This is a genomic window from Erythrobacter sp. HKB08, assembly GCF_004114695.1.
Lineage (GTDB): Bacteria > Pseudomonadota > Alphaproteobacteria > Sphingomonadales > Sphingomonadaceae > Parerythrobacter_A.
Genome location: NZ_CP035310.1, coordinates 1,754,402 through 1,778,950, shown reverse-complemented (window position 1 = coordinate 1,778,950; position 24,549 = coordinate 1,754,402). Strand labels below are relative to the sequence as shown.

26 protein-coding genes are annotated in these 24,549 nt (G+C 63.6%); 15 read left to right on the top strand and 11 right to left on the bottom strand.

Translation table 11 applies throughout. The features are described from left to right. Positions 1 to 5: 5 nt before the first annotated feature. Positions 6 to 317, bottom strand: coding sequence for a chorismate mutase (locus EO245_RS08540; RefSeq protein ID WP_128892521.1), 312 nt, complete (start codon positions 315 to 317; stop codon positions 6 to 8). A gap of 109 nt (positions 318 to 426) precedes the next feature. On the opposite strand from EO245_RS08540, the gene EO245_RS08535 reads away from it, so the two are divergent. The 3 genes from EO245_RS08535 to EO245_RS08525 all read left to right on the top strand — a co-directional run bounded on the left by EO245_RS08535 (position 427) and on the right by EO245_RS08525 (position 2,292). Continuing rightward, the gene (locus EO245_RS08535) at positions 427 to 750 is read left to right on the top strand and encodes a hypothetical protein (protein ID WP_128892520.1); all 324 of its coding nucleotides are present in this window, start codon (positions 427 to 429) and stop codon (positions 748 to 750) included. A 184-nt stretch (positions 751 to 934) separates the two neighbouring features. Beyond that, the gene (gene rpsD, locus EO245_RS08530; protein WP_128892519.1) at positions 935 to 1,549 is read left to right on the top strand and encodes a 30S ribosomal protein S4; all 615 of its coding nucleotides are present in this window, start codon (positions 935 to 937) and stop codon (positions 1,547 to 1,549) included. A 95-nt stretch (positions 1,550 to 1,644) separates the two neighbouring features. Beyond that, positions 1,645 to 2,292 carry an NAD(P)H-dependent oxidoreductase gene (locus EO245_RS08525; RefSeq protein ID WP_234026861.1) on the top strand — a complete coding sequence of 216 codons (648 nt, stop codon included), beginning with the start codon at positions 1,645 to 1,647 and terminating at the stop codon, positions 2,290 to 2,292. Here EO245_RS08525 and tgt read toward each other — a convergent pair. From tgt to EO245_RS08485, 8 genes are all read right to left on the bottom strand, one after another. Then, a complete protein-coding gene (gene tgt / locus EO245_RS08520) occupies positions 2,289 to 3,413 on the bottom strand; it encodes a tRNA guanosine(34) transglycosylase Tgt (RefSeq protein ID WP_128892518.1) in 1,125 nt (374 codons plus the stop codon). The two genes, EO245_RS08525 and tgt, sit on opposite strands and share 4 nt — an antisense overlap. Before the next feature lie 19 nt (positions 3,414 to 3,432). Continuing rightward, positions 3,433 to 4,200 carry an ABC transporter permease gene (locus EO245_RS08515; RefSeq protein WP_199798640.1) on the bottom strand — a complete coding sequence of 256 codons (768 nt, stop codon included), beginning with the start codon at positions 4,198 to 4,200 and terminating at the stop codon, positions 3,433 to 3,435. Then, the gene (locus tag EO245_RS08510; RefSeq protein ID WP_128892516.1) at positions 4,200 to 5,144 is read right to left on the bottom strand and encodes an ABC transporter ATP-binding protein; all 945 of its coding nucleotides are present in this window, start codon (positions 5,142 to 5,144) and stop codon (positions 4,200 to 4,202) included. The genes EO245_RS08515 and EO245_RS08510 overlap by 1 nt, the downstream gene beginning before the upstream one ends. A 47-nt stretch (positions 5,145 to 5,191) precedes the next feature. Further along, on the bottom strand, positions 5,192 to 6,220 hold the full coding sequence (queA, locus tag EO245_RS08505; protein ID WP_128892515.1) for a tRNA preQ1(34) S-adenosylmethionine ribosyltransferase-isomerase QueA: 1,029 nt from the start codon (positions 6,218 to 6,220) through the stop codon (positions 5,192 to 5,194). Positions 6,221 to 6,258: 38 nt separating this feature from the next. Then, a complete protein-coding gene (locus tag EO245_RS08500) occupies positions 6,259 to 6,954 on the bottom strand; it encodes a peptidylprolyl isomerase (RefSeq protein WP_128892514.1) in 696 nt (231 codons plus the stop codon). Positions 6,955 to 7,032: 78 nt separating this feature from the next. Further along, positions 7,033 to 7,545 carry a pantetheine-phosphate adenylyltransferase gene (gene coaD, locus EO245_RS08495; RefSeq protein WP_128892513.1) on the bottom strand — a complete coding sequence of 171 codons (513 nt, stop codon included), beginning with the start codon at positions 7,543 to 7,545 and terminating at the stop codon, positions 7,033 to 7,035. Beyond that, positions 7,542 to 8,450, bottom strand: a complete 909-nt coding sequence (locus EO245_RS08490; RefSeq protein ID WP_128892512.1) for a polyprenyl synthetase family protein — start codon at positions 8,448 to 8,450, stop codon at positions 7,542 to 7,544. Before EO245_RS08490 ends, coaD begins: the two co-directional genes overlap by 4 nt. A gap of 1 nt (position 8,451) precedes the next feature. Further along, positions 8,452 to 8,703 (bottom strand): exodeoxyribonuclease VII small subunit, encoded by a 252-nt coding sequence (locus EO245_RS08485; protein WP_128892511.1) that lies wholly within the window; start codon positions 8,701 to 8,703, stop codon positions 8,452 to 8,454. Positions 8,704 to 8,765: 62 nt separating this feature from the next. On the opposite strand from EO245_RS08485, the gene EO245_RS08480 reads away from it, so the two are divergent. The 5 genes from EO245_RS08480 to EO245_RS08460 are packed head-to-tail and all read left to right on the top strand — an operon-like array spanning position 8,766 to position 12,866. Next, positions 8,766 to 9,167 carry a DUF2177 family protein gene (locus EO245_RS08480; protein ID WP_128892510.1) on the top strand — a complete coding sequence of 134 codons (402 nt, stop codon included), beginning with the start codon at positions 8,766 to 8,768 and terminating at the stop codon, positions 9,165 to 9,167. Positions 9,168 to 9,191: 24 nt separating this feature from the next. After that, positions 9,192 to 9,872, top strand: coding sequence for a hypothetical protein (locus tag EO245_RS08475; RefSeq protein WP_128892509.1), 681 nt, complete (start codon positions 9,192 to 9,194; stop codon positions 9,870 to 9,872). An 11-nt stretch (positions 9,873 to 9,883) separates the two neighbouring features. Further along, positions 9,884 to 12,118, top strand: a complete 2,235-nt coding sequence (purL, locus tag EO245_RS08470; RefSeq protein WP_128892508.1) for a phosphoribosylformylglycinamidine synthase subunit PurL — start codon at positions 9,884 to 9,886, stop codon at positions 12,116 to 12,118. A gap of 11 nt (positions 12,119 to 12,129) precedes the next feature. After that, the gene (locus tag EO245_RS08465; RefSeq protein WP_128892507.1) at positions 12,130 to 12,459 is read left to right on the top strand and encodes a DUF6122 family protein; all 330 of its coding nucleotides are present in this window, start codon (positions 12,130 to 12,132) and stop codon (positions 12,457 to 12,459) included. Next, positions 12,459 to 12,866 carry a DUF3052 family protein gene (locus tag EO245_RS08460; protein WP_128892506.1) on the top strand — a complete coding sequence of 136 codons (408 nt, stop codon included), beginning with the start codon at positions 12,459 to 12,461 and terminating at the stop codon, positions 12,864 to 12,866. The genes EO245_RS08465 and EO245_RS08460 overlap by 1 nt, the downstream gene beginning before the upstream one ends. A gap of 3 nt (positions 12,867 to 12,869) precedes the next feature. On the opposite strand, the gene EO245_RS08455 is transcribed toward EO245_RS08460, so the two are convergent. Continuing rightward, on the bottom strand, positions 12,870 to 13,661 hold the full coding sequence (locus tag EO245_RS08455) for a Coq4 family protein (protein ID WP_128892505.1): 792 nt from the start codon (positions 13,659 to 13,661) through the stop codon (positions 12,870 to 12,872). 119 nt (positions 13,662 to 13,780) lie between these two features. On the opposite strand from EO245_RS08455, the gene EO245_RS08450 reads away from it, so the two are divergent. Beyond that, complete coding sequence (locus tag EO245_RS08450; protein ID WP_128892504.1) at positions 13,781 to 14,467, top strand: nitroreductase family protein; 687 nt, start codon at positions 13,781 to 13,783, stop codon at positions 14,465 to 14,467. Between the two features lie 3 nt (positions 14,468 to 14,470). Here EO245_RS08450 and serB read toward each other — a convergent pair whose 3' ends face one another. Further along, on the bottom strand, positions 14,471 to 15,274 hold the full coding sequence (serB, locus tag EO245_RS08445; RefSeq protein WP_234026860.1) for a phosphoserine phosphatase SerB: 804 nt from the start codon (positions 15,272 to 15,274) through the stop codon (positions 14,471 to 14,473). Between the two features lie 76 nt (positions 15,275 to 15,350). Here serB and miaA point away from each other — a divergent pair, with 76 nt between their 5' ends. The 6 genes from miaA to EO245_RS08415 all read left to right on the top strand — a co-directional run bounded on the left by miaA (position 15,351) and on the right by EO245_RS08415 (position 24,545). Continuing rightward, positions 15,351 to 16,319, top strand: a complete 969-nt coding sequence (gene miaA / locus EO245_RS08440) for a tRNA (adenosine(37)-N6)-dimethylallyltransferase MiaA (protein ID WP_128892502.1) — start codon at positions 15,351 to 15,353, stop codon at positions 16,317 to 16,319. A gap of 92 nt (positions 16,320 to 16,411) precedes the next feature. Continuing rightward, positions 16,412 to 18,163, top strand: coding sequence for a biosynthetic-type acetolactate synthase large subunit (ilvB, locus tag EO245_RS08435; RefSeq protein WP_128892501.1), 1,752 nt, complete (start codon positions 16,412 to 16,414; stop codon positions 18,161 to 18,163). 12 nt (positions 18,164 to 18,175) lie between these two features. After that, the gene (ilvN, locus tag EO245_RS08430) at positions 18,176 to 18,691 is read left to right on the top strand and encodes an acetolactate synthase small subunit (protein WP_128892500.1); all 516 of its coding nucleotides are present in this window, start codon (positions 18,176 to 18,178) and stop codon (positions 18,689 to 18,691) included. A 112-nt stretch (positions 18,692 to 18,803) separates the two neighbouring features. Next, on the top strand, positions 18,804 to 19,823 hold the full coding sequence (ilvC, locus tag EO245_RS08425; RefSeq protein WP_128892499.1) for a ketol-acid reductoisomerase: 1,020 nt from the start codon (positions 18,804 to 18,806) through the stop codon (positions 19,821 to 19,823). A 58-nt stretch (positions 19,824 to 19,881) separates the two neighbouring features. Further along, a complete protein-coding gene (locus tag EO245_RS08420) occupies positions 19,882 to 23,394 on the top strand; it encodes a CHAT domain-containing protein (protein WP_128892498.1) in 3,513 nt (1,170 codons plus the stop codon). Between the two features lie 2 nt (positions 23,395 to 23,396). After that, positions 23,397 to 24,545, top strand: coding sequence for an alpha-hydroxy acid oxidase (locus tag EO245_RS08415; RefSeq protein ID WP_128893515.1), 1,149 nt, complete (start codon positions 23,397 to 23,399; stop codon positions 24,543 to 24,545). The last annotated feature ends 4 nt before the right edge of the window (positions 24,546 to 24,549 follow it).

Below are 24,549 nucleotides of genomic sequence, written 5' to 3'. Positions count from 1 at the left end.
GGCGATCAGGCCCGCAGGCGATCCCATTCGACCAGCTCGTACGCGATCGACGCTTCGACCAGCTGTTCCCAGATCCGTTCGATTTCGGCCGCCGGCAAACCGTCGCGCTCTGCCCTTTCGCGCACGGCGGCGATGACTGCAGCCTTGCGTGCCTCGTCACGCACTGCGCCGCGCTCGGCCTTGATGCGTGCGGCCGCGCGCATGTAGCCGAAGCGCTTCTCCAGCAGGTCCATGATCTGCTGGTCGGTCCGGTCCACACCGGCGCGCACTTCGCTCATGTTCTCGCAGTCTTCGGGCAGTTTCACGCGGTCGGTCATGGCGGTTGCCAATGGCGGCAAGCATCCGGAATGTCGAGACTTTTGCGCCGCGTTCAGCTAAGTGACAGAAAAGCTTCGTCAAAGTGCGGAGTCGGAGAAGGAGGTTCATATGTCGCTACTGATCGCCGCCACCGTTTTGCCCCTCGTGCCTGTCGCTGCAGGGGATGAACGCTTCGACCGCCGCCGCACCTTCGTTTCGGACCAGGCGGAGATCGCCCTTGCCGAAGAGGGCGGCGAAGAGGTCTTCTGCCTCGATCGCAAACGGCAGTCGATCTGCCTGGTCAGGAGCGAATGGGCCGAAGCCGTGGCGCTTGCCAACTCCGCGCCGAAGCGCGGACCGCGTGCCTTCATCCCGCAAAACATGAACACGGGCACCAGCAGCCAGGCCAAATACGGCCTCGCCAGTTCGCCCTCGACTTTCCGGAGCCGCTGAACCGGCCCGCAAGGGCGCAGGAAAGCTTGACTCCTGACGCGCGCACGCTATTTGGCGCGCTTCGCTGATTGGCCCCGCACCCCGGTGAAGCGGTGGCCGCGACGAGATCCTTGGATTTCGTCGGTGCGATGCCGGGTTGGATGGCTACCGATGGGGTAGCTCAGCAAATTGAAGGATACGACTTATGTCGAAGCGCAAGAGCGCCAAGTACAAACTCGACCGCCGGATGGGTGAAAACATCTGGGGTCGTCCGAATTCCCCGGTCAACAAGCGTTCGTACGGCCCCGGCCAGCACGGCCAGCGCCGCAAGGGCAAGATGTCCGACTTCGGCCTGCAGCTTCGCGCCAAGCAGAAGCTCAAGGGCTACTACGGCGACGTGACCGAGAAGCAGTTCAAGTCCACCTACAAGGACGCGAGCCGCATGAAGGGTGACACCGGCCAGAACCTGATCGGCCTGCTCGAGCGTCGTCTCGACATGGTCGTCTATCGCGCCAAGTTCGCTCCGACCATCTTCGCAGCGCGCCAGATCGTTTCGCACGGTCACATCCGCGTGAACGGCGTGAAGTGCAACATCGCGAGCCGCCGCATCGACGTGGGCGACGTGATCAGCCTCGGCGACAAGGCCAAGGAAATGGCCCTGATCATCGAAGCGCAGAGCCTGCCCGAGCGTGACATTCCGGACTATGTCGCACCGGACGGTAACGACAAGGTGACCTTCACCCGCGTGCCGAAGCTCGACGAAGTGCCCTACCCGGTCACGATGGAACCGAACCTGGTCGTCGAGTTCTACTCGCGCTAATCCGGTCTCCGGCTAAGAAAAGAGGGCGGTCCTGCGGGGCCGCCCTTTTTCTTTGTGCCGTTGGCGCCCGAGGCTATGTTTCCTGCCGGAGGGCAATGGACATGGAAATCCTGCTGATCGACGGGCATCCGGACGAAGGACGACTTACCTCGGCACTGCTCGATATCTATCAGGCCGCGCTGCCGCCCGATGCGGTAGTAACCCGCATTGCCGTGCGCGACCTCGAATTCACGCCGAACCTGCGCCACGGATACGCCAAGCGGACCGAGTGGGAGCCGGACATCGCGGCTCTGGCCGAGAAGCTCGACGCCTGCGATCACTTCGCCGTGTTCTTCCCGATGTGGTGGGGCGCGGAGCCCGCCCTGCTCAAAGGCTTGCTCGACCGCTTGCTGCTACCGGGCTTCGCCTTCGCCTATCACGAGGACGACCCGTGGTGGGACAAGCTGATGGCGGGTCGTTCTGCCGATGCAGTGATCTCGATGGACACGCCGAAGCTCTTCCTGCGGCTCGCCTACGGAAATTCGATCGTCCACCGCTGGAAGAAGCAGGTGTTCGGCTTCTGCGGGTTCAAACCAGCACGCGTGCTGGCGCTCGCGACCGTGCGCAAGGGCGAGGCGGAAAAGAACCTGCCCAAATGGAAATCGCAGATCGAGAAGCTCGCGAGGAGCATCGGGCCCAAGAAGCCCGACGAGAAGGTTTTGCGATTGCCCGCCTTTCTCGCGAAAGGGCGCAAGCCGCTCTAGCCGAGGTAATCGCGCCGAAAATCGGCGGCGAAGGCGGCGAAGCGCCCTTCCCCGATGGCGTCGCGCATCGACTGCATTAGCTGCTGGTAGAAGGCGATGTTGTGCTCGGTCATGAGCATAGCGCCAAGGATCTCGCCCGCCTTCACGAGGTGGTGGAGATAGGCGCGGCTGTAGGTGCCGCAGGTGTCGCAGGCACACCGGCTGTCGAGCGGCTCCTGGTCCTCCGCAAAGCGCGCATTGCGCATGTTCAGCGGCCCGTTCCAGGTGAAAGCCTGCCCGTTGCGCCCCGAGCGGGACGGGAGAACGCAATCTAACATGTCGATCCCGCGCTCGACCGCGCCGACCAGGTCGTCCGGCTTGCCGACACCCATCAGGTAGCGAGGCCGGTCTTGCGGTAGCTGGCCGGGTGCGAATTCGAGCGTCGCGAACATCGCTTCCTGCCCCTCGCCAACCGCGAGGCCGCCGACCGCGTAGCCATCGAAGCCGATCTCGATCAGCTTCTCCGCACTGATCTTGCGCAGTTCCTCGTCGAGAGCGCCCTGCTGGATACCGAAGAGCGCCGCACGCGAGGCGTGCTCTTCTCCGCTGTCGAACCCGTCGCGGCTGCGCTTGGCCCAGCGCATCGACATTTCCATCGAACTGGCAATTACGTCGCGGGGCTGATCTGCGCGCGGGCATTCGTCGAACGCCATGACGATGTCAGAGCCGAGCAGGCGCTGGATTTCCATCGACCGCTCCGGCGTGAGCATGTGCTTCGAGCCGTCGATGTGGCTGCGAAACTCGACGCCCTCCTCGGTCAGCTTGCGCAGGTCGGAAAGGCTCATGACCTGGTACCCGCCGCTGTCGGTCAGGATCGGGCGGTGCCAGTTCATGAACTTGTGCAGCCCGCCCAGCTTGGCGACACGCTCCGCGCCGGGGCGGAGCATCAGGTGATAGGTGTTACCGAGGATGATGTCGGCGCCGGTCTTGCGGACGGTCTCCGGCTTCATCGCCTTGACCGTCGCGGCCGTGCCGACCGGCATGAAGGCCGGCGTGCGGATTTCCCCGCGCTGCATGCGGATGACGCCCGTCCGGGCCTTGCCGTCGGTGGCGTGGAGCGAAAATTCGAAACGCGGATTCATCGCGCGTGCGCCTAGCGCCTCACGTGCGCAAGCGCCATCCCGTCTTGAAGATGTAGGCGATAATGCCGACGCAGACCGCGAGGAACCCGAGGGTAAGTCCAAGCGAGATCGCGATGTTCACATCCGCCGAACCGTAGAACGTCCAGCGCAGCCCGCTGACGAGGTAGACGATCGGATTGGCCAGCGCGATCTTGTCCCACGGCTCCGGCAGCATCTCGATCGAATAGAACGTGCCGCCGAGGAAAGTCAGCGGGGTCAGGATCAGCATCGGGATGATGCCGAGCTTCTCGAAATTGTCTGCCCATACGCCAAGGATGAAGCCGAACAGGCTGAAGCTCGCCGCGACAAGCATGATGTAGAGCATCGCGAGCAGCGGATGGGCGATAGTGTAGTCGACGAACAGCGTTGCAGTCGCAAGAATGATCGCCGCGAGGATCAGGCTCTTGGTCATCGCGGCGCCGACGAAACCGACCAGCGTTTCCGCCACGCCGACGGGCGCGGAAAGCAGCTCGTAGATCGTGCCGGTGAAGCGCGGCATGTAGATGCCGAAGCTCGAATTCGAGGTCGTCTCCCCCAGCAGCGTCAGCATCAGCAGGCCGGGAATGATGAAAGCGGCATAGTTCACACCGCCGAGGTCCGGCATGCGCCCGCCGATCGCGGCGCCGAACACGATGAAATAGAGCGAGGTCGTCAGGACCGGCGCGATAACCGATTGGAACGCCGTGCGCAGGAAGCGCATCAGCTCGCGGACGTAGATCGACCAGGCGCTGCGGGCATTGAAGTGCATCAGGCGTGCTCCCCTTCCCGTTCGGCAACAAGGTCGACGAAGATGTCCTCGAGGCTGGAATCGCGGATATCGATACCGTCGTAGTCGATCCCCTCGCGAACCAGCAGCTTGCTGACTTCCGCGACCTCGGCCTTACCCTTGCCGGTGCCGTCGCCGCCGCGATAGCAAATCGTCCTGCCGCCATCTTCCAGGTGAAGCGGATAGTCCGCCAGCGCCTCCGGTACTGCATCAAGCGGCTGCGCGAGGCTGAAAATCGCCTCGGTCCGCCCAAGGCGACTCATGATCGCTTCCTTCTCGTCGATCATGAGGATCCGGCCCTTGCGGATGATGCCGACACGGTCGGCCATTTCCTCGGCCTCTTCGATGTAATGGGTAGTGAGGATGATCGTGACGCCGCGTTCACGCATGTCCCCGATCAGCTTCCACATGTCGCGCCGAAGTTCGACATCGACGCCGGCCGTGGGTTCATCAAGGAAGAGCAGGTCCGGATCATGGGCGAGCGCCTTAGCGATCAGGACGCGGCGCTTCATCCCGCCGGAAAGCGCCATGATGCGTTCCTTGCGCTTGTCCCACAGGCTGAGGCTTCGCAGGACTTCCTCGATCCGCTGCTTGTCCGGGGGGAGGCCGAAGAGCCCGCGCGAATAGGCGACCGCGCGCTCGACGGGCTCGAACATGTCGGTCGAGAGTTCCTGCGGCACGAGGCCGATGCGCGACCGGCCGCTTCGCCAGTCGCGGGCCATGTCGTGGCCGAACGCTTCGATCTTTCCGGCGGTCGGGCGAACGAGGCCGCAGACAGCGCCGATCAACGTCGTCTTTCCCGCCCCATTGGGACCAAGCAGCGCGAAAATCTCGCCCTTGCGGATTTCGAGATCTACCTCGTCCAGCGCCTTGAAGCCCCCGGCGTAGACTTTCGTCAGGCCCTCGATCTTGAGAACGGTTTCCATCCGCTACCTATGGGGGCGTGGACCAGAACCGCCAAGCGGTTTTGCCGTCAAGGAAGGAGCAGCGAGGAATCGCCGTAGCTGTAGAAGCGGTATTCGTTTGCGATGGCGTGCTTGTAGGCGTCGAGCATGCGCTCGCGTCCCATCAGCGCACTGACCAGCATGAACAGCGTGGACTTGGGCAGGTGGAAGTTCGTCATCAGGCCGTCGATCGCCTTGAAGCGGTACCCCGGCGTAATGAAGATGTCGGTCTCGCCGGAAAACGGCTCGATCTTGCCCTCGTCGGTAGCCGCGCTTTCGAGCAGGCGCAGGCTGGTCGTGCCTGCAGCGATGATGCGGCGCCCTTCCCGCTTGGCGGCGGTGAGGCGCGCGGCGGTCTCGGCATCGATCGTGCCGATTTCGGCGTGCATCACGTGGTCCTGCGTGTCCTCGGCCTTCACCGGCAGGAATGTCCCGGCGCCGACATGCAGGGTGAGGGTTTCGCGCTCTACGCCCGCTTCATCGAGCGCGGCGATCAACTCCGGCGTGAAATGGAGCGATGCGGTAGGGGCCGCGACAGCCCCTTCCTTCTCGGCAAACATCGTCTGGTAGTCGCTGCGGTCGCGCTCGTCGGTATCGCGCTTGCCCGCGATATAAGGCGGCAGCGGCATGCGCCCCGCCCGTTCGAGCAGCACTTCGACAGGCTCGTCGCCCTGGAAGTTCAGCGTGAAGCTACCGTCGGCATGCCGCTCCTCGGCGATTGCCGTCACATCCGCGCCGAATTCGACCAAATCGCCCGGACGCAGGCGCTTCGCGTTGCGGATGAAAGCTTGCCAGCGGCGCAGGTCGATCCGCTTGTGCAGCGTGGCCCCGATTCGCGCCTCGCCGCGTCGTCCTTCGAGCTGTGCGGGGATGACCTTGGTATCGTTGAAGACGAGCACGTCCCCTGCCCGCAGCATTTGGGGCAGGTCGCGCACCCCCATGTCGCGAAAGGGCTTGTCGCCCTCCACCACGAGCATCCGCGCAGCATCGCGCGGCGTCACCGGACGCAGCGCTATCCGCTCCTGGGGAAGATCGAAATCGAACAGCTCGACACGCATGCGCCGCGCCCTAGGGCCAAAGCCCCGTTCAGGGAAGCCTAGTCGCCGATCGGCGCGTTGAGATCGTCGATCGACACGCCGTCATACTGCGGTGCTTCCTGCTCGCCGACAGGAACCGGCTTGTTGTCCGCCGCGATCGAGGCCTGGAGAATGCGAGTCGGATTTGCCGGCGGCTGACCGCGGGTGATTGCGTCGACGCCGTCCATTCCCGAGATTACGCGGCCGAAGTTCGTGTAGCGCTTGTCGAGCGAAAAGCGCGGCATGAAGGTGATGAAGAACTGGCTGTTCGCGCTGTCCTCGTCTTCTGCACGTGCCATCGAAACGGTCCCGCGAAGGTGCGGCATCGGATTGAACTCTTCCTCGAGGTCGGGAAGCTGCGAACCGCCCGTACCGGTCCCCGTCGGGTCGCCGGTCTGCGCCATGAAGTCGTCGATCACGCGGTGAAAAATGATCCCGTCGTAGAACCCCTGCCGGGTCAGCGTCTTGACGCGCTCGACATGGTTCGGCGCCCAGCTCGGCATCAGGCGGATTGCGACGCGCTTGCCGTTCGAAAGGTCAAGCAGGAGGATGTTCTCGCGATCTTCCTCCATGTTGAAGCTCACCTTCTCGTAGACGCGCGGAACTTCCTGCACGGTTTCGGCAACTTCGGTTTCACCTTCGTCCTGCGCGCTTGCAGCGACAGGCGAAAGGACCAGGGCACCGAATGCGCCGGCGGCAATGAGACGTTTGATCATGGAGTTCTCGTAAAACACTTTCAATTCGGATGCCGCGTTTAGCGCCCGCGCGCTGACGTTACAATGAATGAACCGGGACTAGTAGTCGCCAAGCTGGCCCCGCTTCTCGACGCGCGCGACGACGTCCTCGCACACCTGCTTGCTGACGAAAGGCGTGATGTCGCCGCCGAACAAGGCGATTTCCTTCACCAGCTTCGACGCGATCGGCTGGAGCGAGACGTCGGCCATGAGGAAGACGGTTTCGATATCATCGTCCAGCTGCTGGTTCATGCCCGCCATCTGGTACTCGTATTCGAAATCGGCCACCGCGCGCAGGCCGCGAACGAGGACCGTCGCATTCTCGCGTTTGGCAAATTTGACCAGCAAGGCATTGAAACCCTTGACCTCGACGTTGGCGAGGCCGAGCCCGGCGACTTCGCGCTCGACCATGGCAAGGCGCTCTTCGGTCGAGAACATGGGGTTCTTCGACGGGTTGGTCGTCACGCCGATAATCAGCCGGTCGACCAGCTTGGCACCGCGCCTGATGATGTCGGCATGACCCAATGTGATCGGGTCGAAAGTGCCCGGATAGATCCCGATGCGCTCGCTCATCTGTCCCTCTCCACGATATAGCGGGCAATCGCGCGCAGAAGCTCGGCTTCGGCGCCATATTGCGTCAGGTGCCCGATGGCCTGTTCAACCAGAGCATGCGCCTGGTCGCGTGCGCCGTCGACACCCATCAACGTCACGAAAGTCTGCTTGCCCTGCTCTTCGTCCTTGCGAAGCGCCTTGCCGGCCTTCTCCTCGTCGCCTTCGGTATCGAGAAGGTCGTCGGCGATCTGGAAGGCGAGGCCGATGTCGCGGGCATAGGCCCTGAGGTGCGAGCGCCCTTCATGCGGCACACGCCCCAATACAGCGCCCATTTCGACCGATGCGGCAAGGAGCGCTCCGGTCTTGAGCTGCTGCAGGCGCGTGATCGTGTGGAGGTCGTAGTCCTGCGCCTCCGACGCCATGTCCATCATCTGGCCGCCGGCCATGCCGTCCTTGCCGCTCGCCGTTGCCAGCGTCGCGATCAGTTCTGCGCGGGTAAACGGATCGCTGCTCGTCGCGGTATCCGCAAGAATCTCGAACGCCAGCGCATGGAGCGAGTCCCCGGCGAGAACCGCGGTTGCTTCGTCGAATTCCTTGTGCACGGTCGCCTTGCCATGGCGCAGGTCGTCATCGTCCATGCAGGGCAAGTCGTCATGGATCAGCGAGTAGACGTGGATCGCCTCGACCGCGCAGGCCGCACGAACCGCAGCGTCGCGGTCGACACCGTAAAGCTCTGCCGTCGAGACGAGCAGCAAAGGCCTCACCCGCTTGCCGCCCCCGATTGCGGCGTAGCGCATGGCTTCGACCAGGCGCGAACGCGAATCGTCGGGCACCGGGAGCAGCATGTCGAAGGCCGTGTCGACCTCGCGCTGGATGCGCACGAGGCCAGCCGACAGCAGGCTGTCCGGAAAGGTGGTGACGCTCATCTTAGGAGTCCGCGTCCAGCGGAACCGTGCCTTGGGCGGCCCCGTCGGGACCCTGGACGATCTTCTGGATCCGCGCCTGCGCCGAATCGAGGCGCTTCTGGCAGTGCTGGCGCAGCTTCTCGCCTCGCTCGTACAGCGCGATGGATTCGTCGAGCGGCACATCGCCGCTTTCAAGCTTGCGCACCACGTCTTCGAGCGCGCGCAGCGCGTCCTCGAAGCTCATTTCCGCGAGATCGTTCGGACCTTCTCCCATGGCTGAAGCATTGACGCTGCACAAATGCGGGGTCAAGGCCGCGCAGCGAGAGGAGAGAAATTATGCAGTGGTTGATCGCCTATCTCGGAGCTGCCGTGACATTCGGCGTGCTCGACAGCTTCTGGCTGCGCTGGGCCGGCCCCAATCTCTATCGCCCGACAATCGGGTCGATCATGGCCGACGAGTTCCGCATCGCGCCCGCTGCCGCTTTCTACCTGATCTACATCGCCGGAATGGTCTGGTTCGCGATCAAGCCGGGCCTGACCTCGGGCAATGTCGCCACCGCCATGCTCAACGGCGCCCTGCTTGGGGCGCTATGCTATGCAACCTTCGACCTGACGAGCCAGGCTGTCATGAAAGTGTGGGCGACGCATGTTAGTATCGCCGATATTCTTTGGGGCGCGTTCGCAACATCGGTTGCCAGCGGGGTCGCTTGCTGGCTAACGCTGCGCTTCGCCAACTAGAAAGATAATCGCGAGGGGGCGCGCATGTTCATTGGTCACTGGGCACCGGCACTGGCGGCAGCAGCCGTCAGCAAGGACGCTCCGAAACTTTCGACGCTGTTCATCGGTGCCCAGCTCGTCGACTGGGGCTTCATGATCTTCGGCCTCGTCGGGCTGGAGAAGATGCGCATGGTGCCCGGGTTCACGACCATGAGCCCGCTCGACCTATACCACATGCCTTTCACACACAGCTTGGTCGGGACGTTGGTGTTCGCGCTGGTCTTCGCATTTATCATCATGGTCATGCGGCGGAACCCGGGCGCGGCGATCCTCGCCGGCCTGGTGGTATTCTCGCACTTCGTTCTCGACTGGCTGGTGCATGCGCCCGACCTCACCCTCGTCGGGGGTGAGAACAAGTTCGGGCTCGGCCTGTGGAATTACCCGCTGATCGCCATCCCGCTCGAGCTGGCGCTGATCATCGGTGCCTTCGTCTATTACATGCGCCGAACCAAGGGGCCGGTCGGACCGCCGCTGGTGCTGCTCGGCGTGCTGCTCGCGCTCCAGGCCTTCAACTGGTTCGGTCCCGAGCCTTCGCCTTCGCCGACCGTGTTCTTCATCATGGGGCTGCTGGCATTCGGCATCGTCACCCTGATCGCCAAATGGGTCGGGGATTCGCGGTGGCACAAATCGCGCGTGGGGCTGGCAGTTCCGAGCGCCTATCGCTAGATGCCGCTCGCATGAGCGAGATCACACCCGAAGTCGTCGAGTCCCATGGCCTGAGCACCGAGGAATACGAGCGCGTCCTGCATGCGCTCGGCCGCGAGCCCAACCTTGTCGAGCTGGGCATATTCTCGGTGATGTGGTCGGAGCACTGCTCCTACAAGTCGAGCCGCCTTCATCTCAAGAAACTGCCGACCGAGGCACCCTGGGTGATTTGCGGCCCGGGCGAGAATGCGGGCGTCATCGACATCGGCGACGGACAGGCCGCCATCTTCAAGATGGAGAGCCACAACCACCCGTCCTACATCGAACCCTACCAGGGTGCGGCGACGGGTGTCGGCGGCATCCTGCGCGATGTCTTCACCATGGGCGCGCGCCCGGTGGCGAATGCCAATGCGCTGCGCTTCGGGCGGCCCGACCATCCGAAGATGCAGCACCTCGTAAAAGGCGTGGTCGCGGGCATCGGCGGCTATGGCAATTGCGTCGGCGTTCCGACCGTTGCGGGCGAGACGAACTTCCATCCGGCCTATGACGGCAACATCCTCGTCAACGCGATGACCGTCGGCGTCGCCGATGCGGACAAGATCTTCTACTCGGCAGCGACCGGCGTCGGGAACCCGATCGTCTATGTCGGTTCGAAGACCGGCCGCGACGGCATTCACGGCGCGACCATGGCGAGCGCCGATTTCGCCGAGGATGCGGAAGAAAAGCGTCCGACCGTACAGGTGGGCGACCCCTTCACCGAAAAGCTGCTGATCGAGGCCTGCCTCGAGCTCATGGCCACCGATGCCATCGTCGCGATCCAGGACATGGGCGCAGCCGGCCTCACCTCCTCCTCGGTCGAGATGGCGACCAATGGCAAGGCGGGCATCCGGCTCGACATGAACAAGGTGCCGTGCCGCGAAGAGGGCATGACGCCTTACGAGATGATGCTGAGCGAGAGCCAGGAGCGCATGCTCATGGTGCTCAAGCCGGGCAAGGAAGCCATGGCCGAAGAGATCTTCCGCAAGTGGGAGCTCGATTTCGCGGTCATCGGAGAAGTCACCGACACCCGCCACATGGTCCTCGAATTCGACGGCGAAGTCGTCTGCGACATTCCGCTCGGGCCCCTTGCGGCCGATGCGCCGGAATACGACCGTCCTTATCTCTCCAAGGAAGAATACTCTGCCTGGGCCGGCATCAAGCCGATGACCGACGTGCCGGAAAGCACCGATGTCGGCGGCGACCTGCTCAAGCTGATGGCCTCCCCCAACCTCGCTTCGAAGCGCTGGATTTACGAGCAGTACGACAGCCAGGTCGGCGCTGATACGTTGCAGACGGGCGGCGATGCCGGCGTGGTGCGCGTGCACGGCACGAAGAAGGCGCTCGCGATCAGCACCGATTGCACGCCGCGCTACGTATATGCCGACCCCTACGAAGGCGGAAAGCAGGCAATCGCAGAGGCCTATCGCAACCTGTGCGCTGTCGGTGCAAAGCCACTGGCGGTGACCAACTGCCTCAACTTCGCCAATCCGCAGCGGCCGGAAATCATGAGCCAGTTCGTCCATGCCCTCGAAGGCATGGGCGAAGCCTGCCGCGAACTCGACTTCCCGATCGTGAGCGGAAATGTCAGCCTCTACAACGAGAGCAAGGCGACCGGCGGCGGCTCGGCAATCCTCCCGACCCCGGCAATCGGCGGCGTTGGCATCATTTCCGACTACGACAAGATGATGACCATGGGCTTCAAGAACGAGGGCGACGCGATCTACCTCGTTGGCCCGGAATTCTGGGCCAAGCCCGACCCGACCCGTTCGCACCTCGGCAAGTCGCTCTGGCTGCAGGTCGTCCATGGCCGCGACGATGGTCGCACCCCGCCGACCGACCTCGTGATCGAGCGGAATGCCGGCAAGATCATCCTCGAACTGATCGAGGACGGGCTGGTGAACGCGGTCCACGACCTCTCCGACGGCGGTCTCGCCGTGGGCCTTGCCGAAATGGCGCTTGCCAGCGGCCTTGGCGCGGATGTCGAAGCGAACCCGGAATATACTGCCGCCCAGTGGTGGTTCGGCGAGGACCAGGGCCGCTATCTCGTCACCGTTCCCGATACCGAGGCGCTCAACGAGGCGCTGGCGAAGGGCACGGAGAACGCCGAAACCGCACAGATTGGCTTCCGCCGTATCGGTACGGTCGGCGGCGAAGGCCTACTTGGCACGACGCTGGCCGACCTGCGCGAGGCGAACGAGAGCTTCTTCCGCGACTGGATGGAAGCCTGACCGGCTAGCGTATGGGGCTGATCCAGCCTCTGCTGCATTACGGCGGGCACTTCCTCGCGCCCTTCCTCATCGCGTGGCTGATCTGGCGCGAGAAATGGCAGCGGGCGGGCCTGGTTATCGCCGCAACGATCCTGATCGATCTCGACCACCTGCTCGCCGACCCGATCTTCGATCCCGGCAGGTGCAGCATCGGCTTCCACCCGCTGCACACGATCTATGCGGCTGCCCTCTATCTCGCCCTGCTTGCCGTCCCGAGGTGGTGGGTGCGCGCGATCGGCATCGGATGCCTCTGGCACCTGGCCGTCGATGGGGGCGACTGCTGGATGCAAGGAACTCTCTGATGAGTGCAGGCTATTCCGGAACCCCGCTCGCCAAGAAACTCACGCTCAAGGACGGGATGCGCGTCTGGTTCGACGATATGCCGGACAGCATTCTCGCAGAGATCGAAGAAGCGGAAATTGACCTGCATCGCTGCCCGTCGCCCGATGCCGACATCGATGCAGCACATATCTTCGTTACCTGCGAAGCCTCGCTCTGCAGCAAGCTTGCGGATCTAAGGCAGCAGATCGGGCCCACCGGCCAGATATGGGTCAGCTGGCCGAAGAAGGCCTCCGGCATGGAAACCGAAGTCGATCAGGAAATGGTCCGCAAGGCCGGGCTCGATGCCGGGCTGGTCGATACGAAGAAATGTGCGGTCGACGAAACCTGGTCGGGCCTGAAGTTCGTTATCCCCAAGAAGGATCGCTGACCCTCAGGCAGCCTTCGCCAGCTGCTGCTCCACGATGCCGTAGTCCGGATTGAGATCGCGCAGCATCTTCAGCGCCCGCTGGTAGGCAATCGGCGGGCTGAGATCGAGCCGGCGACGCACCATGTCTATATCGTCCGGCAGCATCCGCAGGAGATCCTGGTGTGCCAGCTTCTTGGCTTCCCTGCCCAGTCGGCGCCCTTCACGCAGCGCCTCGGCAATCGGCTTTGAAAGCCCGCTTTCCTTCTTCATCTGGCGTGCGCCCATATAGGCGATGAACAGCACCCCGGGTGAATGGTTCTGCTCGTAGCTGAAGCCGAGCAGGCACAGCTCGCCGAGCGGATCGCGGCCATAGCCGGTAAGGACGTGGAACAGGTCGTGGGTATCGCGCAGGCGCTCGATGTACCATTCGTACATGTCGTCGAAACGCTCCGACTTCGGCTTGAACTTGTGGCTTTCGGCGACCAGCCCCGCCGCCGTGAGCCCTTCACGCTCCATGAATTCGACATAGCGCCGGGCGAGCGAATTCGGCGCGCAATCGGCCCAGCGGTCGTGATCGTCGAGCATGCTGACGAGGTCCTCATCGCGTCGGATCAATGCCTTCGCCTCGTCAGTGTTCACGAAGTCCATCATCTGGTGCAGGCCCTTCTTGCCCTTGAGGGCTTCGATAATGTGAAAGACCTGCTCGGTATCTTCCTTGTCCTTCGTGAGCTTCCCGAAGTGGTGCAGCGCCTTGAACGGACGAAACCCGGTGACCTTGCGGTCGGGATGAACGAGCGGACGATTTTCCAGGACCATCGGGACTCTCTTACCGGACGGATGAACGGTTGCAGGATGCTACTCACTGACAGCCGTGTCAATAAAGCTGCGCGACAAGCGGGGTTCCCCTCACCCGTCCGTGCGGCGATAGATGCGGCATGAAGGACCACGATTCCCTGCCCTACGCACTGCCGGCCATGTCGGATGAAGAACGCATCGCCGGTGCTGCCGGATATCGCGAGACGATGAAGTCGCGCCGCTCGTGCCGGTATTTCTCGGATGCCGCCGTACCGCGTGAGGTCATCGAGCAGGCGATCCTCGCCGCCGGTTCGGCACCCAATGGCGCGAACCACCAGCCATGGCATTTCGCAGTGGTGTCCTCGCCCGAAAAGAAGCGCGCAATACGCGAAGCTGCCGAGGAGGAAGAACGCCGTTTTTATGGCGCAGATGGCGATCGGCCCAAGGCGAGCGATGAATGGCTAGACGCGCTGTCACCGATAGGCACCGACGAGGACAAGCCCTTCCTCGAGACCGCGCCATGGCTGATCGTGGTATTCGCCCAGCGCAAGGGCGGTATCGAGGAGGACGGCAAGACCCAGAACTACTACGTCAACGAAAGCGTCGGGATCGCCTGCGGGATGCTGCTGTCCGCCCTGCACCATGCAGGCGTTGCCACTCTCACCCATACGCCCTCGCCCATGGGATTCCTGCGCGAGCTATGCGGGAGGCCCGAGCACGAAAAGCCGCTGATGATCGTGGTCGCCGGCCTTCCCGCCGATAATGCGACTGTCCCGCTGCACGCTGTCCGCAAGAAACCGCTGGAGCAAATCGCCAGCTGGCTCTGACAATCAGCCGCCGCTGACCCAGTCGCGCTCGGGGATTTCGAGCAGCGAGAGGATCGAGGTAAGCGAACCACGCTCGATCCAGCCATCTGCCGCCGCCCGCGCCTTGGGCTTTGCGCGATAGGCGATGCCGTAGCTTGCCGCTTCGAGCATCGGGATGTCGTTCGCACCGTCGCCGGTCGCGAGCGAAGTCGCATCTCCGTTGAGCGGGTCGCTTTCCTCTTCGAGCGTCGCGAGCTTGGTCCCGCTGTCCGCCACCGGACCGGCCAATTCGCCGGTCAGCTTGCCGTCTGCAACCGCAAGGCGGTTTCCGACGACGCGCTCGAACCCGAGCATTTCCGCGACCGGATCGGCAAAGTGATGGAAGCCGCCAGTGACCAGAACCGTTCGGCAGCCCTTGGCCTTGAGCGTCGCCACAAGTGTCCGCGCGCCTTCTACCGGCTTGATCCGTTCGGTAAGGCAGCGATCGATCGCGCCTTCTTCCAGCCCTTCGAGCAGCGAGACGCGCTCGCGCAGCGCGCTTTCGAAATCGAGTTCGCCCTGCATCGCGCGCTCGGTAATCTCGGCAACGCGCTCTTTCAGGCCCGCGAAATCCGCCAACTCATCGATGCACTCCTGGCCGATCATGGTCGAATCCATGTCGGAGACGAACAGCTTCGGCACCGTGATTTCGCCATGGCTGACAAGCAGGTCGGTCGGCGAGAACTGCTCGTCGAGGATCGCGCGCAATCTGGTCGCGTCGCCTTCGGGCAGCGCGAATTGCAGGACATCGCCTGCGAAATCGAGCATCTGGATCTTCGCGATGCGCATGCCTGCAGCCTCGATAGCCGCAGTCGCCGCGTGCACACGCGTTTCAAGTCCTTGCGGGTCTGCTATCAGCCGCGCGATGAGCAACGGGGAATCTCCTGGAAACAATGAAATCGGGGGCGGCAAACCGCCGCTCGCGCTCATTGCAGGGCCGACCGCCAGCGGCAAGAGCGGATTGGCATTGAAACTTGCCGATGCGATTGCGGCCGACGGGCGCAAGGCGGTCATCATTAATGCCGACAGCATGCAGGTCTATCGCGATATTCCTGTCCTCGCCGCAGTTCCCGACGAGGAAGAGATGCGACAGCACCCGCATCGCCTCTACCTCGCATGGGACGGCGCAGTAGCTTGCTCCGCTGCCGACTGGGCCGAGCGCGCACGTGAAGAGATTGCGCTCGCCCATAAGGAAGAGGCGGTCCCGATCCTCGTCGGCGGGACCGGCCTCTACATGCGAACCCTGCTCGAAGGGATCGCTCCTGTTCCGGAGATCGACACGGAGATCCGGCAAGCCGTCAGGGCCATAGATCAGGCAGAAGCACGCGCGGCGCTGGAGGCCGAAGATCCAAAGGCAGCCGAGCGCCTTGCCCCTGCCGATACGTTACGGACTGCGCGCGCACTCGAAGTGGTGCGCTCGACCGGACACACGCTGGACTACTGGCAAGCGCACAAGGTCGGCGGGATCGGCAACGATGTGTCACTCTTCCCACTTATCCTGCTGCCCGAGAGGGATTGGCTCTACGAACGATGCGACCGGCGGTTCGAATTGATGCTCGAGCAAGGCGCTGCGGAAGAGGTCGAAGCACTCAAGGCCCGCCAACTCGACCCCGCCCTTCCCGTCATGCGCGCCATCGGCGTGCGCGAAATCGCCGCCTGGCTCGACGGGGAAGCGTCGCGCGAGGAGATGATCGCTTCCGGCCAGCTTGCGACACGGCAATATGCGAAGCGGCAATACACCTGGTTCCGCAATCAGCCCCCGGAAGAATGGCAAAGATGCGAGTCCGAATCTTGTGATATCGAAACCACATTCGCAGGATTATTTCACAAATGAACCTTGACGCGATATATTCGTTTGCTAGTTAGGTGACAACTGAAGCCCGGCGCACGTCCCCTGTGCCGGGCTGGTTTTTTTTGGAGGTTACAGTGTCTGACGAGGAGCGCAGTGGCGCATCGATCCTGGTGGAATGCCTGGTCGAGCAGGGTGTCGAGTTCGTATTCGGCTATCCCGGCGGCGCCGTACTCCCGATTTACGACGAGCTTTTCGAGGATGATCGCATCCGGCACATCCTCGTGCGGCACGAGGCCGGCGCAGCCCACGCAGCCGAAGGTTATGCCCGCTCGACCGGCAAGCCCGGCGTCGTCCTCGTCACCTCCGGCCCGGGCGCGACAAACGCAGTGACCGGCATCGCCGATGCGTTTCTCGATTCCATCCCGCTCGTCGTCATCACCGGCCAGGTTCCGACGGCCCTGATCGGCACGGACGCTTTCCAGGAAGCGGACACGGTCGGCATCACCCGGCACTGCACGAAGCACAACTACCTCGTGAAGGATCCGGAAGACCTCGCGGCGACGCTGTCGGAAGCATTTCGCATCGCGACGAGCGGGCGCCCCGGCCCCGTCCTCGTCGACATTCCGAAAGACGTGCAGATCGCCATGGCGAGCGCCGAGAGCCGCAAGCCGCGCGAACTCGCCTCGCATCGCTACCAGCCCCGCACCAAGGGTAAGTCGGACAAGATCGAGCGTGCGATTGCCATGCTCGCCGAGGCCGAGCGCCCGGTTCTCTACACCGGCGGCGGCGTGATCAATTCCGGCCCCGAGGCAAGCAGGTTGCTGCGCGAACTGCAACGCCGCACGGGCGCTCCGGTCACGAGTACGCTGATGGGTCTCGGCGCCTTCCCGTCCGATCACCCGGACTGGCTCGGCATGTTGGGGATGCACGGCACGTTCGAAGCCAATATGGCGATGAACAAGGCCGACCTGATCATCGCCATCGGCTCGCGCTTCGATGACCGCGTCACGGGCCGTCTCGATGCCTTCGCGCCGGAAGCGAAGAAGATCCACATCGATATCGACCGCGCTTCGATCAACAAGGTCGTGCCCGTCGAACTCGGCATCGTCGGCGACTGCGCGACGGTCCTTGCCCAGCTGGTCGAGGCTTGGGGCGATCGCAGCCCGCGCGACCAGTCGGAATGGCAGGCGCGCATCATGGGCTGGCGAGCGCGCGAAAGCCTCGCCTATCCCGACAAGTCCGACGAACTCATGCCGCAAAAGGCGATCGAGCGCCTCTTCGCGCTAACGAAGGACAAGGACCCGATCATCTCGACCGAAGTCGGCCAGCACCAGATGTGGGCGGCGCAGTATTTCGGTTTCCGCTCGCCCAACAAGTGGCTGACCAGCGGCGGCCTCGGCACGATGGGCTACGGCCTTCCCGCAGCCATCGGTGCGCAGCTGGGTCATCCCGACGCGCTGGTGATCGACATTGCAGGCGAAGCCTCGATCCAGATGAACATCCAGGAGCTCGGCACTGCGAGCCAGTATCGCCTGCCGGTCAAGGTGTTCATCCTCAACAACGAATACATGGGCATGGTGCGCCAGTGGCAGCAGCTCACTTACGAGAGCCGCTATTCGAACAGCTATTCCGACAGCCTGCCGGACTTCGTGAAGCTGGCGGAGGCCTATGGCTGGAAGGGCATCCGCATCGAGGACGAGGCAGGCCTTGATGCAGGTATCGAAGCCATGCTCGCGCATGACGGGCCGGTGGTCGTCGACTGCCACGTCTCGAAGGAAGCGAACTGCTATCCGATGATCCCGTCGGGAGCCGCCCATACCGAAATGCTGCTCTACGGCGACGAGGTACAGGGCACGATGGACGACGAAGCCAAGGCTCTGGTGTAAGACGCAAGCGACATGAAGATCACGAAAGCCCAGTCCGAGCGCCACGTGCTCGCCGTCACCGTCGACAACGAACCCGGGATCCTCGCCAAGATCACCGGTCTGTTCACCGCGCGCGGCTACAACATCGACAGCCTGACCGTGGCCGACATCACGGAGGATCACGCAATCAGCCGCGTGACGATCGTGACCAACGGCCCGCCCGAGGTGATCGACCAGATTCACGCCCAGCTCGAACGCCTTGTGCCGGTGCACAAGGTGACCGACCTGACCGAAGCAGGACCGCACGTCGAGCGCGAGCTAGCGCTGGTGAAGGTTGCAGGCGTCGGTGAAAAGCGCGTCGAGGCGCTGCGTCTCGCCGACATTTTCCGCGCCCATCCGGTCGATACAACGACCGAAAGCTTCATCTTCGAGATCACCGGCCCGCCCGACAAAGTCGACAGCTTCATCGCTCTTATGCGCGAGCTGGGATTGGTCGAAGTCGGCCGTACGGGTATCGTGGGGATGATGCGCGGCGCGGAGGGCGCCTGAGGATTTCAAGCCGCCTGGCGATAGCTGGGGTCGGGCTCGACCAAGCGAGAATTTGTGGACACTCCTCCCGGCTTTCGCTGGGAAGGCAAAGAGCAGAAATTGGGGAATTGACGTGAAAGTTTACTACGACGCCGATGCGGATCTGGGCCTGATCAAGGACAAGAAGATTGCCGTTCTCGGATATGGCAGCCAGGGCCACGCCCATGCACAGAACCTGCGTGACAGCGGTGTCGGCGAAGTCGCCATCGCCCTGCGCGAAGGCTCGGCCACCGCGAAGAAGGCCGAGGCTGCAGGCTTCAAGGTGCTGAGCAACAAGGAAGCGGCCAAGTGGGCCGACATCCTCATGATCCTCGCGCCCGACGAGCACCAGGCGGCGATCTGGGAAGACGATCTCAAGGGCAACATGAAGCCGGGCAGCGCCCTCGCCTTTGCCCACGGCCTCAACATCCACTTCGGCCTGATCGAACCGCCGGCGGATATCGACGTCATCATGATTGCGCCGAAGGGCCCGGGCCACACCGTGCGCAGCGAATACCAGCGCGGCGGCGGCGTTCCCTGCCTCATCGCGATCCACCAGGATGCAAGCGGCAATGCGCATGACGTTGCCCTCGCCTACGCCAGCGGCGTCGGCGGCGGCCGTTCGGGCATCATCGAGACCAACTTCCGCGAGGAATGCGAAACCGACCTGTTCGGCGAGCAGGCAGTCCTCTGCGGCGGCATCACCCACCTGATCCAGGCAGGTTTCGAGACGCTGACCGAGGCAGGTTACGCGCCGGAAATGGCCTATTTCGAGTGTCTCCACGAAACCAAACTGATCGTCGACCTGCTGTATGAAGGCGGCATCGCCAACATGCGCTACTCGATCAGCAACACGGCCGAATATGGCGACATCACCACTGGCCCGCGCATCATTACGGACGAAACCAAGGCTGAAATGAAGCGCGTGCTCGCCGATATCCAGTCGGGCCGCTTCGTGAAGAACTTCGTGCTCGACAACCGCGCCGGCCAGCCCGAACTCAAGGCGGCTCGCAAGGCTGCCGAGCGCCATCCGATCGAGGAAACCGGCGCTCGCCTGCGCGGCATGATGCCGTGGATCGGCAAGAACAAGCTGGTCGACAAGGAAAAGAACTGATCCTTCGGGCGGGCGGCGGAGTTGCATTCGCCGCCCGCCTGCAGCACCTTGGTCCCCGATGAAGAGGGGACTTCTCACCGCCGTTGCCCTGGCCCTGTCGACCCTGCTCCTACCGCAGGATGCAGCGGCGCAGTGGTCGCGCCCCGGCGATGACGACCCCGCGATCGCCGCAGCCCGCCAGGCCGTGTTCGACGCCCCTTGGGACGAGGCTCCGTTCTACTCCGACAAGCTACTCGCGCTGATCAAGGCGCGCTTCGGCAAGGACAGCCCGGAATACACCGCCGAACTGCAACTGCATGCCTCCTACCTGATGCGCGGTGAGCGCACGAGCGAGGCACAGAAAATCCTCGTCGACGTCGTCGAAGCGACGACCCGCATTCACGGTGCGGAATCGCAGGAAACCGCCTTTGCCCGGCGCGACCTGGCCCAGGCCATGCGCATCAATGGGTTCACGCTCGATGCGGTCGATCACTACGCATTTTTTCTCGATCACATGGTCGGCGTCGCGCTGGGGTGCGGCATGGTCGAGGGAATGTTCATCCGCGGGTGCAGCCACAACATCTCGACTGTCTCGAACTGGATCGAAAGCTACGCCAACCTGTTGCACGATGTCGGTCGCACGGAAGATGGCGCGGCGAAGTTCGAGGAGGTGCTTGGGCGGTTCGAACAGCGCTGGGCCGCTTGCGAGACCGAAGCCCTCGACCTCGAATGCTCTGAAGTGGCCGAAGAGCGCCAGGCGATCCTCGACAACCAGGCGAGCTTCTACGAGACGATCGGTGCCGGCAATCGCGCGCTAGATATCCGCCGCGCGGCGCTCCTTCCAATGCTTCGGAAGGCCGCGGATTGCACGGATGACAGCTGCCGCGTCGACTATTCCCTCGTGTCGGCATATCGCGAGTATCGGGACCTGCTGGGAGAAGATGGCTCGCAGTCGGGGGTCCGTGAATTCGACGCCGAATGGCTCCCCCTGCTGGTATCGAGCGAGGCATATGCAGCGGGCGCCGCCGAGGATGCTTCATACTCGGACAGGTCGCTGCGCGAGACGATCGACGAACTGGTCGATGCCTACGCGCAATCGGCTGCGCAAGCGGGCTGGCAGGACAAAGACCGCCGCGCATTCGCAGCGATGGATCTCGAGCACAAAATCGACGCAGTAGGCGCTGAGCTGGATGTCGAGGCAAGGCTCGCCGCACTAGACCAGCAAATTTACGACGTCGATTACGCCGGGCGAGCGGAAATCCACCTCCAGCGCGCGGCCTTGTTTGCCGAGCGCGATGGAGAGGCTTCCGAGAAGCGGGCCGAGGCGTTGCGGGATGCCGGTTTCGCCTTTCGCCTTGGAGACAGGAGGGAGCTCGCGACCCAGTACTTCAGGCAGTCCTACGACATTTACGTCAACACATTCGGCCACGGGAACTTCCGCACCTGGACCGCGGCGGAATATCTCAGCCACCATCTCGGCACGACCGGCAAGGAGGATGAAGCGCTCGAAGTACTGTCCGAAATCGTGCTTCATCCCGATAACGACCTGCGCGAATTCTATGCGGATCCGATCAAGCGCGGATCGCTGCGCGCAGGCTTCATGGATCCGAATGGCAACCTGCACGACCTCGCGGCGAGCTTTACCGAACTGCGGCTGAAGCGCGGCGATGTTGACGCCGATACGCTCCGGGTGATCGACCAGGCCGCGTTCGGTAAACGCGCCTATCGCGAGGCGCTGAGCTTCAGCTATCGCGACGAACAGCGCATGCAGATGGACCAGTCCAACTTGCTCGCCGGGTTCGGCAATCGAAGCTATGCGGACTGGTTCGTCCTCCAGGCCGACGCCCTCTGGGCGGCCAATTCCGGACCGGGCGGGTCGGAAGGTGAAGGACTGCTCGCATTGCAGCTTGCCAGCATGGGTTCGACGAGCGGCGCCGTCGCGCGCGCTGCTGCAGAAAGGGCCGCGAGCAAGGCCGGCGCGCAGGACCTTCTCGCACAGCGGGAGGAGATAGACCGGCAGATCGCGAATATCGAAGCGGCGGACAGTTTGGTCGGTCCGCAAGGCTCGCCGGTCACCGACCGCATCGCGCAGATGGATGCGGAGCGCCGCGATGCTCGGGTCAGACTGGGCTTGCCTGTCGAGCTGGACGGCGAGGCCGAGCGGCAGCGCGCATCGCGCCAGCAATACAACCGGGTCGCCCAACTGCGCTTCCAGCGCGACGATATCGACCGGCAGATTCGCGAAGCCTCCCCGGGCTATTTCGAACTCGTCCGGCCCCAACCGCTTACCGCTGACGAGGCGACGGCCCTGCTCGGTTCAGAAGAAGCTTTCCTGCTCGTCGTCCCGAGCGAATTCGGAGTGCACTCGATCTCGGTCTCGCAGGACGGTGTCGTCTGGCACAGGGCAGAGATAAACGAAGAGCAGCTGAACGCGCATGTTCGCCGGCTGCTGTGGGATCTCGGCGCGAATGTGAATGTAACGGAGGATGAGGACGCGATCTGGTCAAACGAGGGCGAAGGTTCGTTTCCCTTCGACCGGGCACGAGCCCACCTGCTCTACAAGCAGCTCGTCGAACCGCATGCAGCCAACATTGGCAACCGCGAGCACCTCTTCGTCGCGGCTACAGGTTCGCTGTCCTCGATGCCCTTCTCGGTCCTTGTGACCGAACCGCCGAGCGGCGCGGATGGCGATCCCGCTGTGCTTCGCGCGACCCCATGGCTCGCCGACCGACACGCGATCGTGCAACTGCCCTCGCTACAGTCGCTCGAACTGCTGCGCGCGGTCGACGATCCGGACCAGCTGCTTGAGGACGCGCAGGTCATGGGTTTCGGCGACCCGGTTCTTGCAGGGGAAGCAGTGACCCGCGGAACCAGCCCCGGCAGGCGGCGGCCGCTCGCTCGCGGCATTCCGGTTTCCGCCGGCTTCAGGGCGACTGCCGGGGAGCAGACGCTTGCGAATGTCGAAGCCATCCGGAACCTTGCCCGCCTACCGGGCACACGCACGGAGCTTCTCGCGATGCAAGAGGTGTTCGGCGACGAGAACGTGTCGCTCTTCCTCGGCGACGAGGCGACCGAGCGGCAATTGCGCTCCACCGACCTATCGCAAGTGCGCGTGCTCTCGATCGCCACCCACGGACTGCTCGCAGGCGAAATCGAAGGGGCTGCCGAACCGGGCCTCGTCTTCACTCCGCCCAGCGAGGCAACCGCTCAGGACGACGGCTTGTTGACCGCATCGGAAGTGACACTGCTCGAACTCGGCGCGGACTGGGTCATCCTGTCGGCCTGCAACACGGCTGCCGGAGATGGCAGCGACGGCGCGCCGGGCCTGTCGGGTCTCGCCCGCTCGTTCTTCTTCGCCGGAGCCGAAAGCCTGCTTGCATCGCATTGGCCAGTGCAGGATGAGGTGGCGGCGCTCATGACCGGGAGGCTTCTCACACTGCAACGCGACAATCCCGACTGGTCGAGAGCCAAGGCCCTGCAGGTCGCCATGCGTGAAATCCGCGAGGACGAGCGAAAAGACGGTGCGGACTTTTCGACCTGGGCGCATCCCAGCGCCTGGGCTCCGTTCACCTATATCGGCGATGTAAGGTGACCATGCGGCTCGACGACTGTCACAATATCGACGACTTCCGGAAGCTGGCGAAGGCGCGGCTGCCCTGGCCCGTGTTCGACTACATCGACGGTGCGGCCGACGACGAGTTGACCAAGGCTCGCAACACCAGCGCCTTCGACGACGCAGACCTCGTCCCCGACGTGCTGGCAGGCGTTGCCGAGATCGACACGAGCTGCACGATCATGGGCCGCAAAAGCGCGCTTCCCCTGATGCTCAGCCCGACCGCCGTACAGAGGGCATTTCACTGGCAGGGCGAGACCGCGGTCGCCAGGGCGGCCGAGAAGTTCGGCCTGTGGTTCGGTATCTCCAGCCTCGCGACGCGCAGCATCGAGGAGATCGCCGCACTCACCTCCGGCCCCAAGCTCTTCCAGCTCTATGTGCACAAGGACTCCGGCCTCAACCGGAGCATGATCGAACGCTGCCAGGCTTCGGGTTTCGATGCTCTCGCGCTGACCGTCGACACGATCGTTTCGGGTAAGCGCGAGCGCTGCCTGCGCTCCGGCTTCACCACCCCGCCCCGTTTCACGCCATCCGCCGTGTGGAGTTACGCGACGCGCCCGCGCTGGACGCTCGACTATCTCCTGCGCGAAAAATTCCGCCTGCCCAACCTCGACACCCATGTCAGCGAGGGGTCGAGCCAGGCAGTCAGCATCGCGGAATATTTCAACACGATGCTCGATACCTCGATGGATTGGGATACCGCCGCGCGCATCCGGCAGGACTGGGGCGGCACATTCTGCCTCAAGGGCGTGATGAGCGCAGCCGATGCCCGCCGGGCAGTCGAGATCGGGGCTGATGCGATCATGATCTCGAACCACGGTGGGCGGCAGCTCGATGGCAGCCGCGCGCCCTTCGACCAGCTACGCGAAATCGTCGATGCCGTGGGCGGCGAGATCGAGGTCATCTGCGACGGCGGCGTCAGGCGCGGCACCCACGTGCTCAAGTCGCTCTGCGCAGGGGCGACGGCAGCGAGCGGCGGGCGCCTCTACCTCTACGCCTTGGCCGCCGCCGGACAGCCCGGAGTCGAGCGCGCCATCGGAATACTGAAGGACGAGATCGAACGCGGGATGCGCTTGATGGGCGTCACTTCGGTCGACCAGCTTACAGCCGATCGGCTGCGCTGGCGGTAACGCG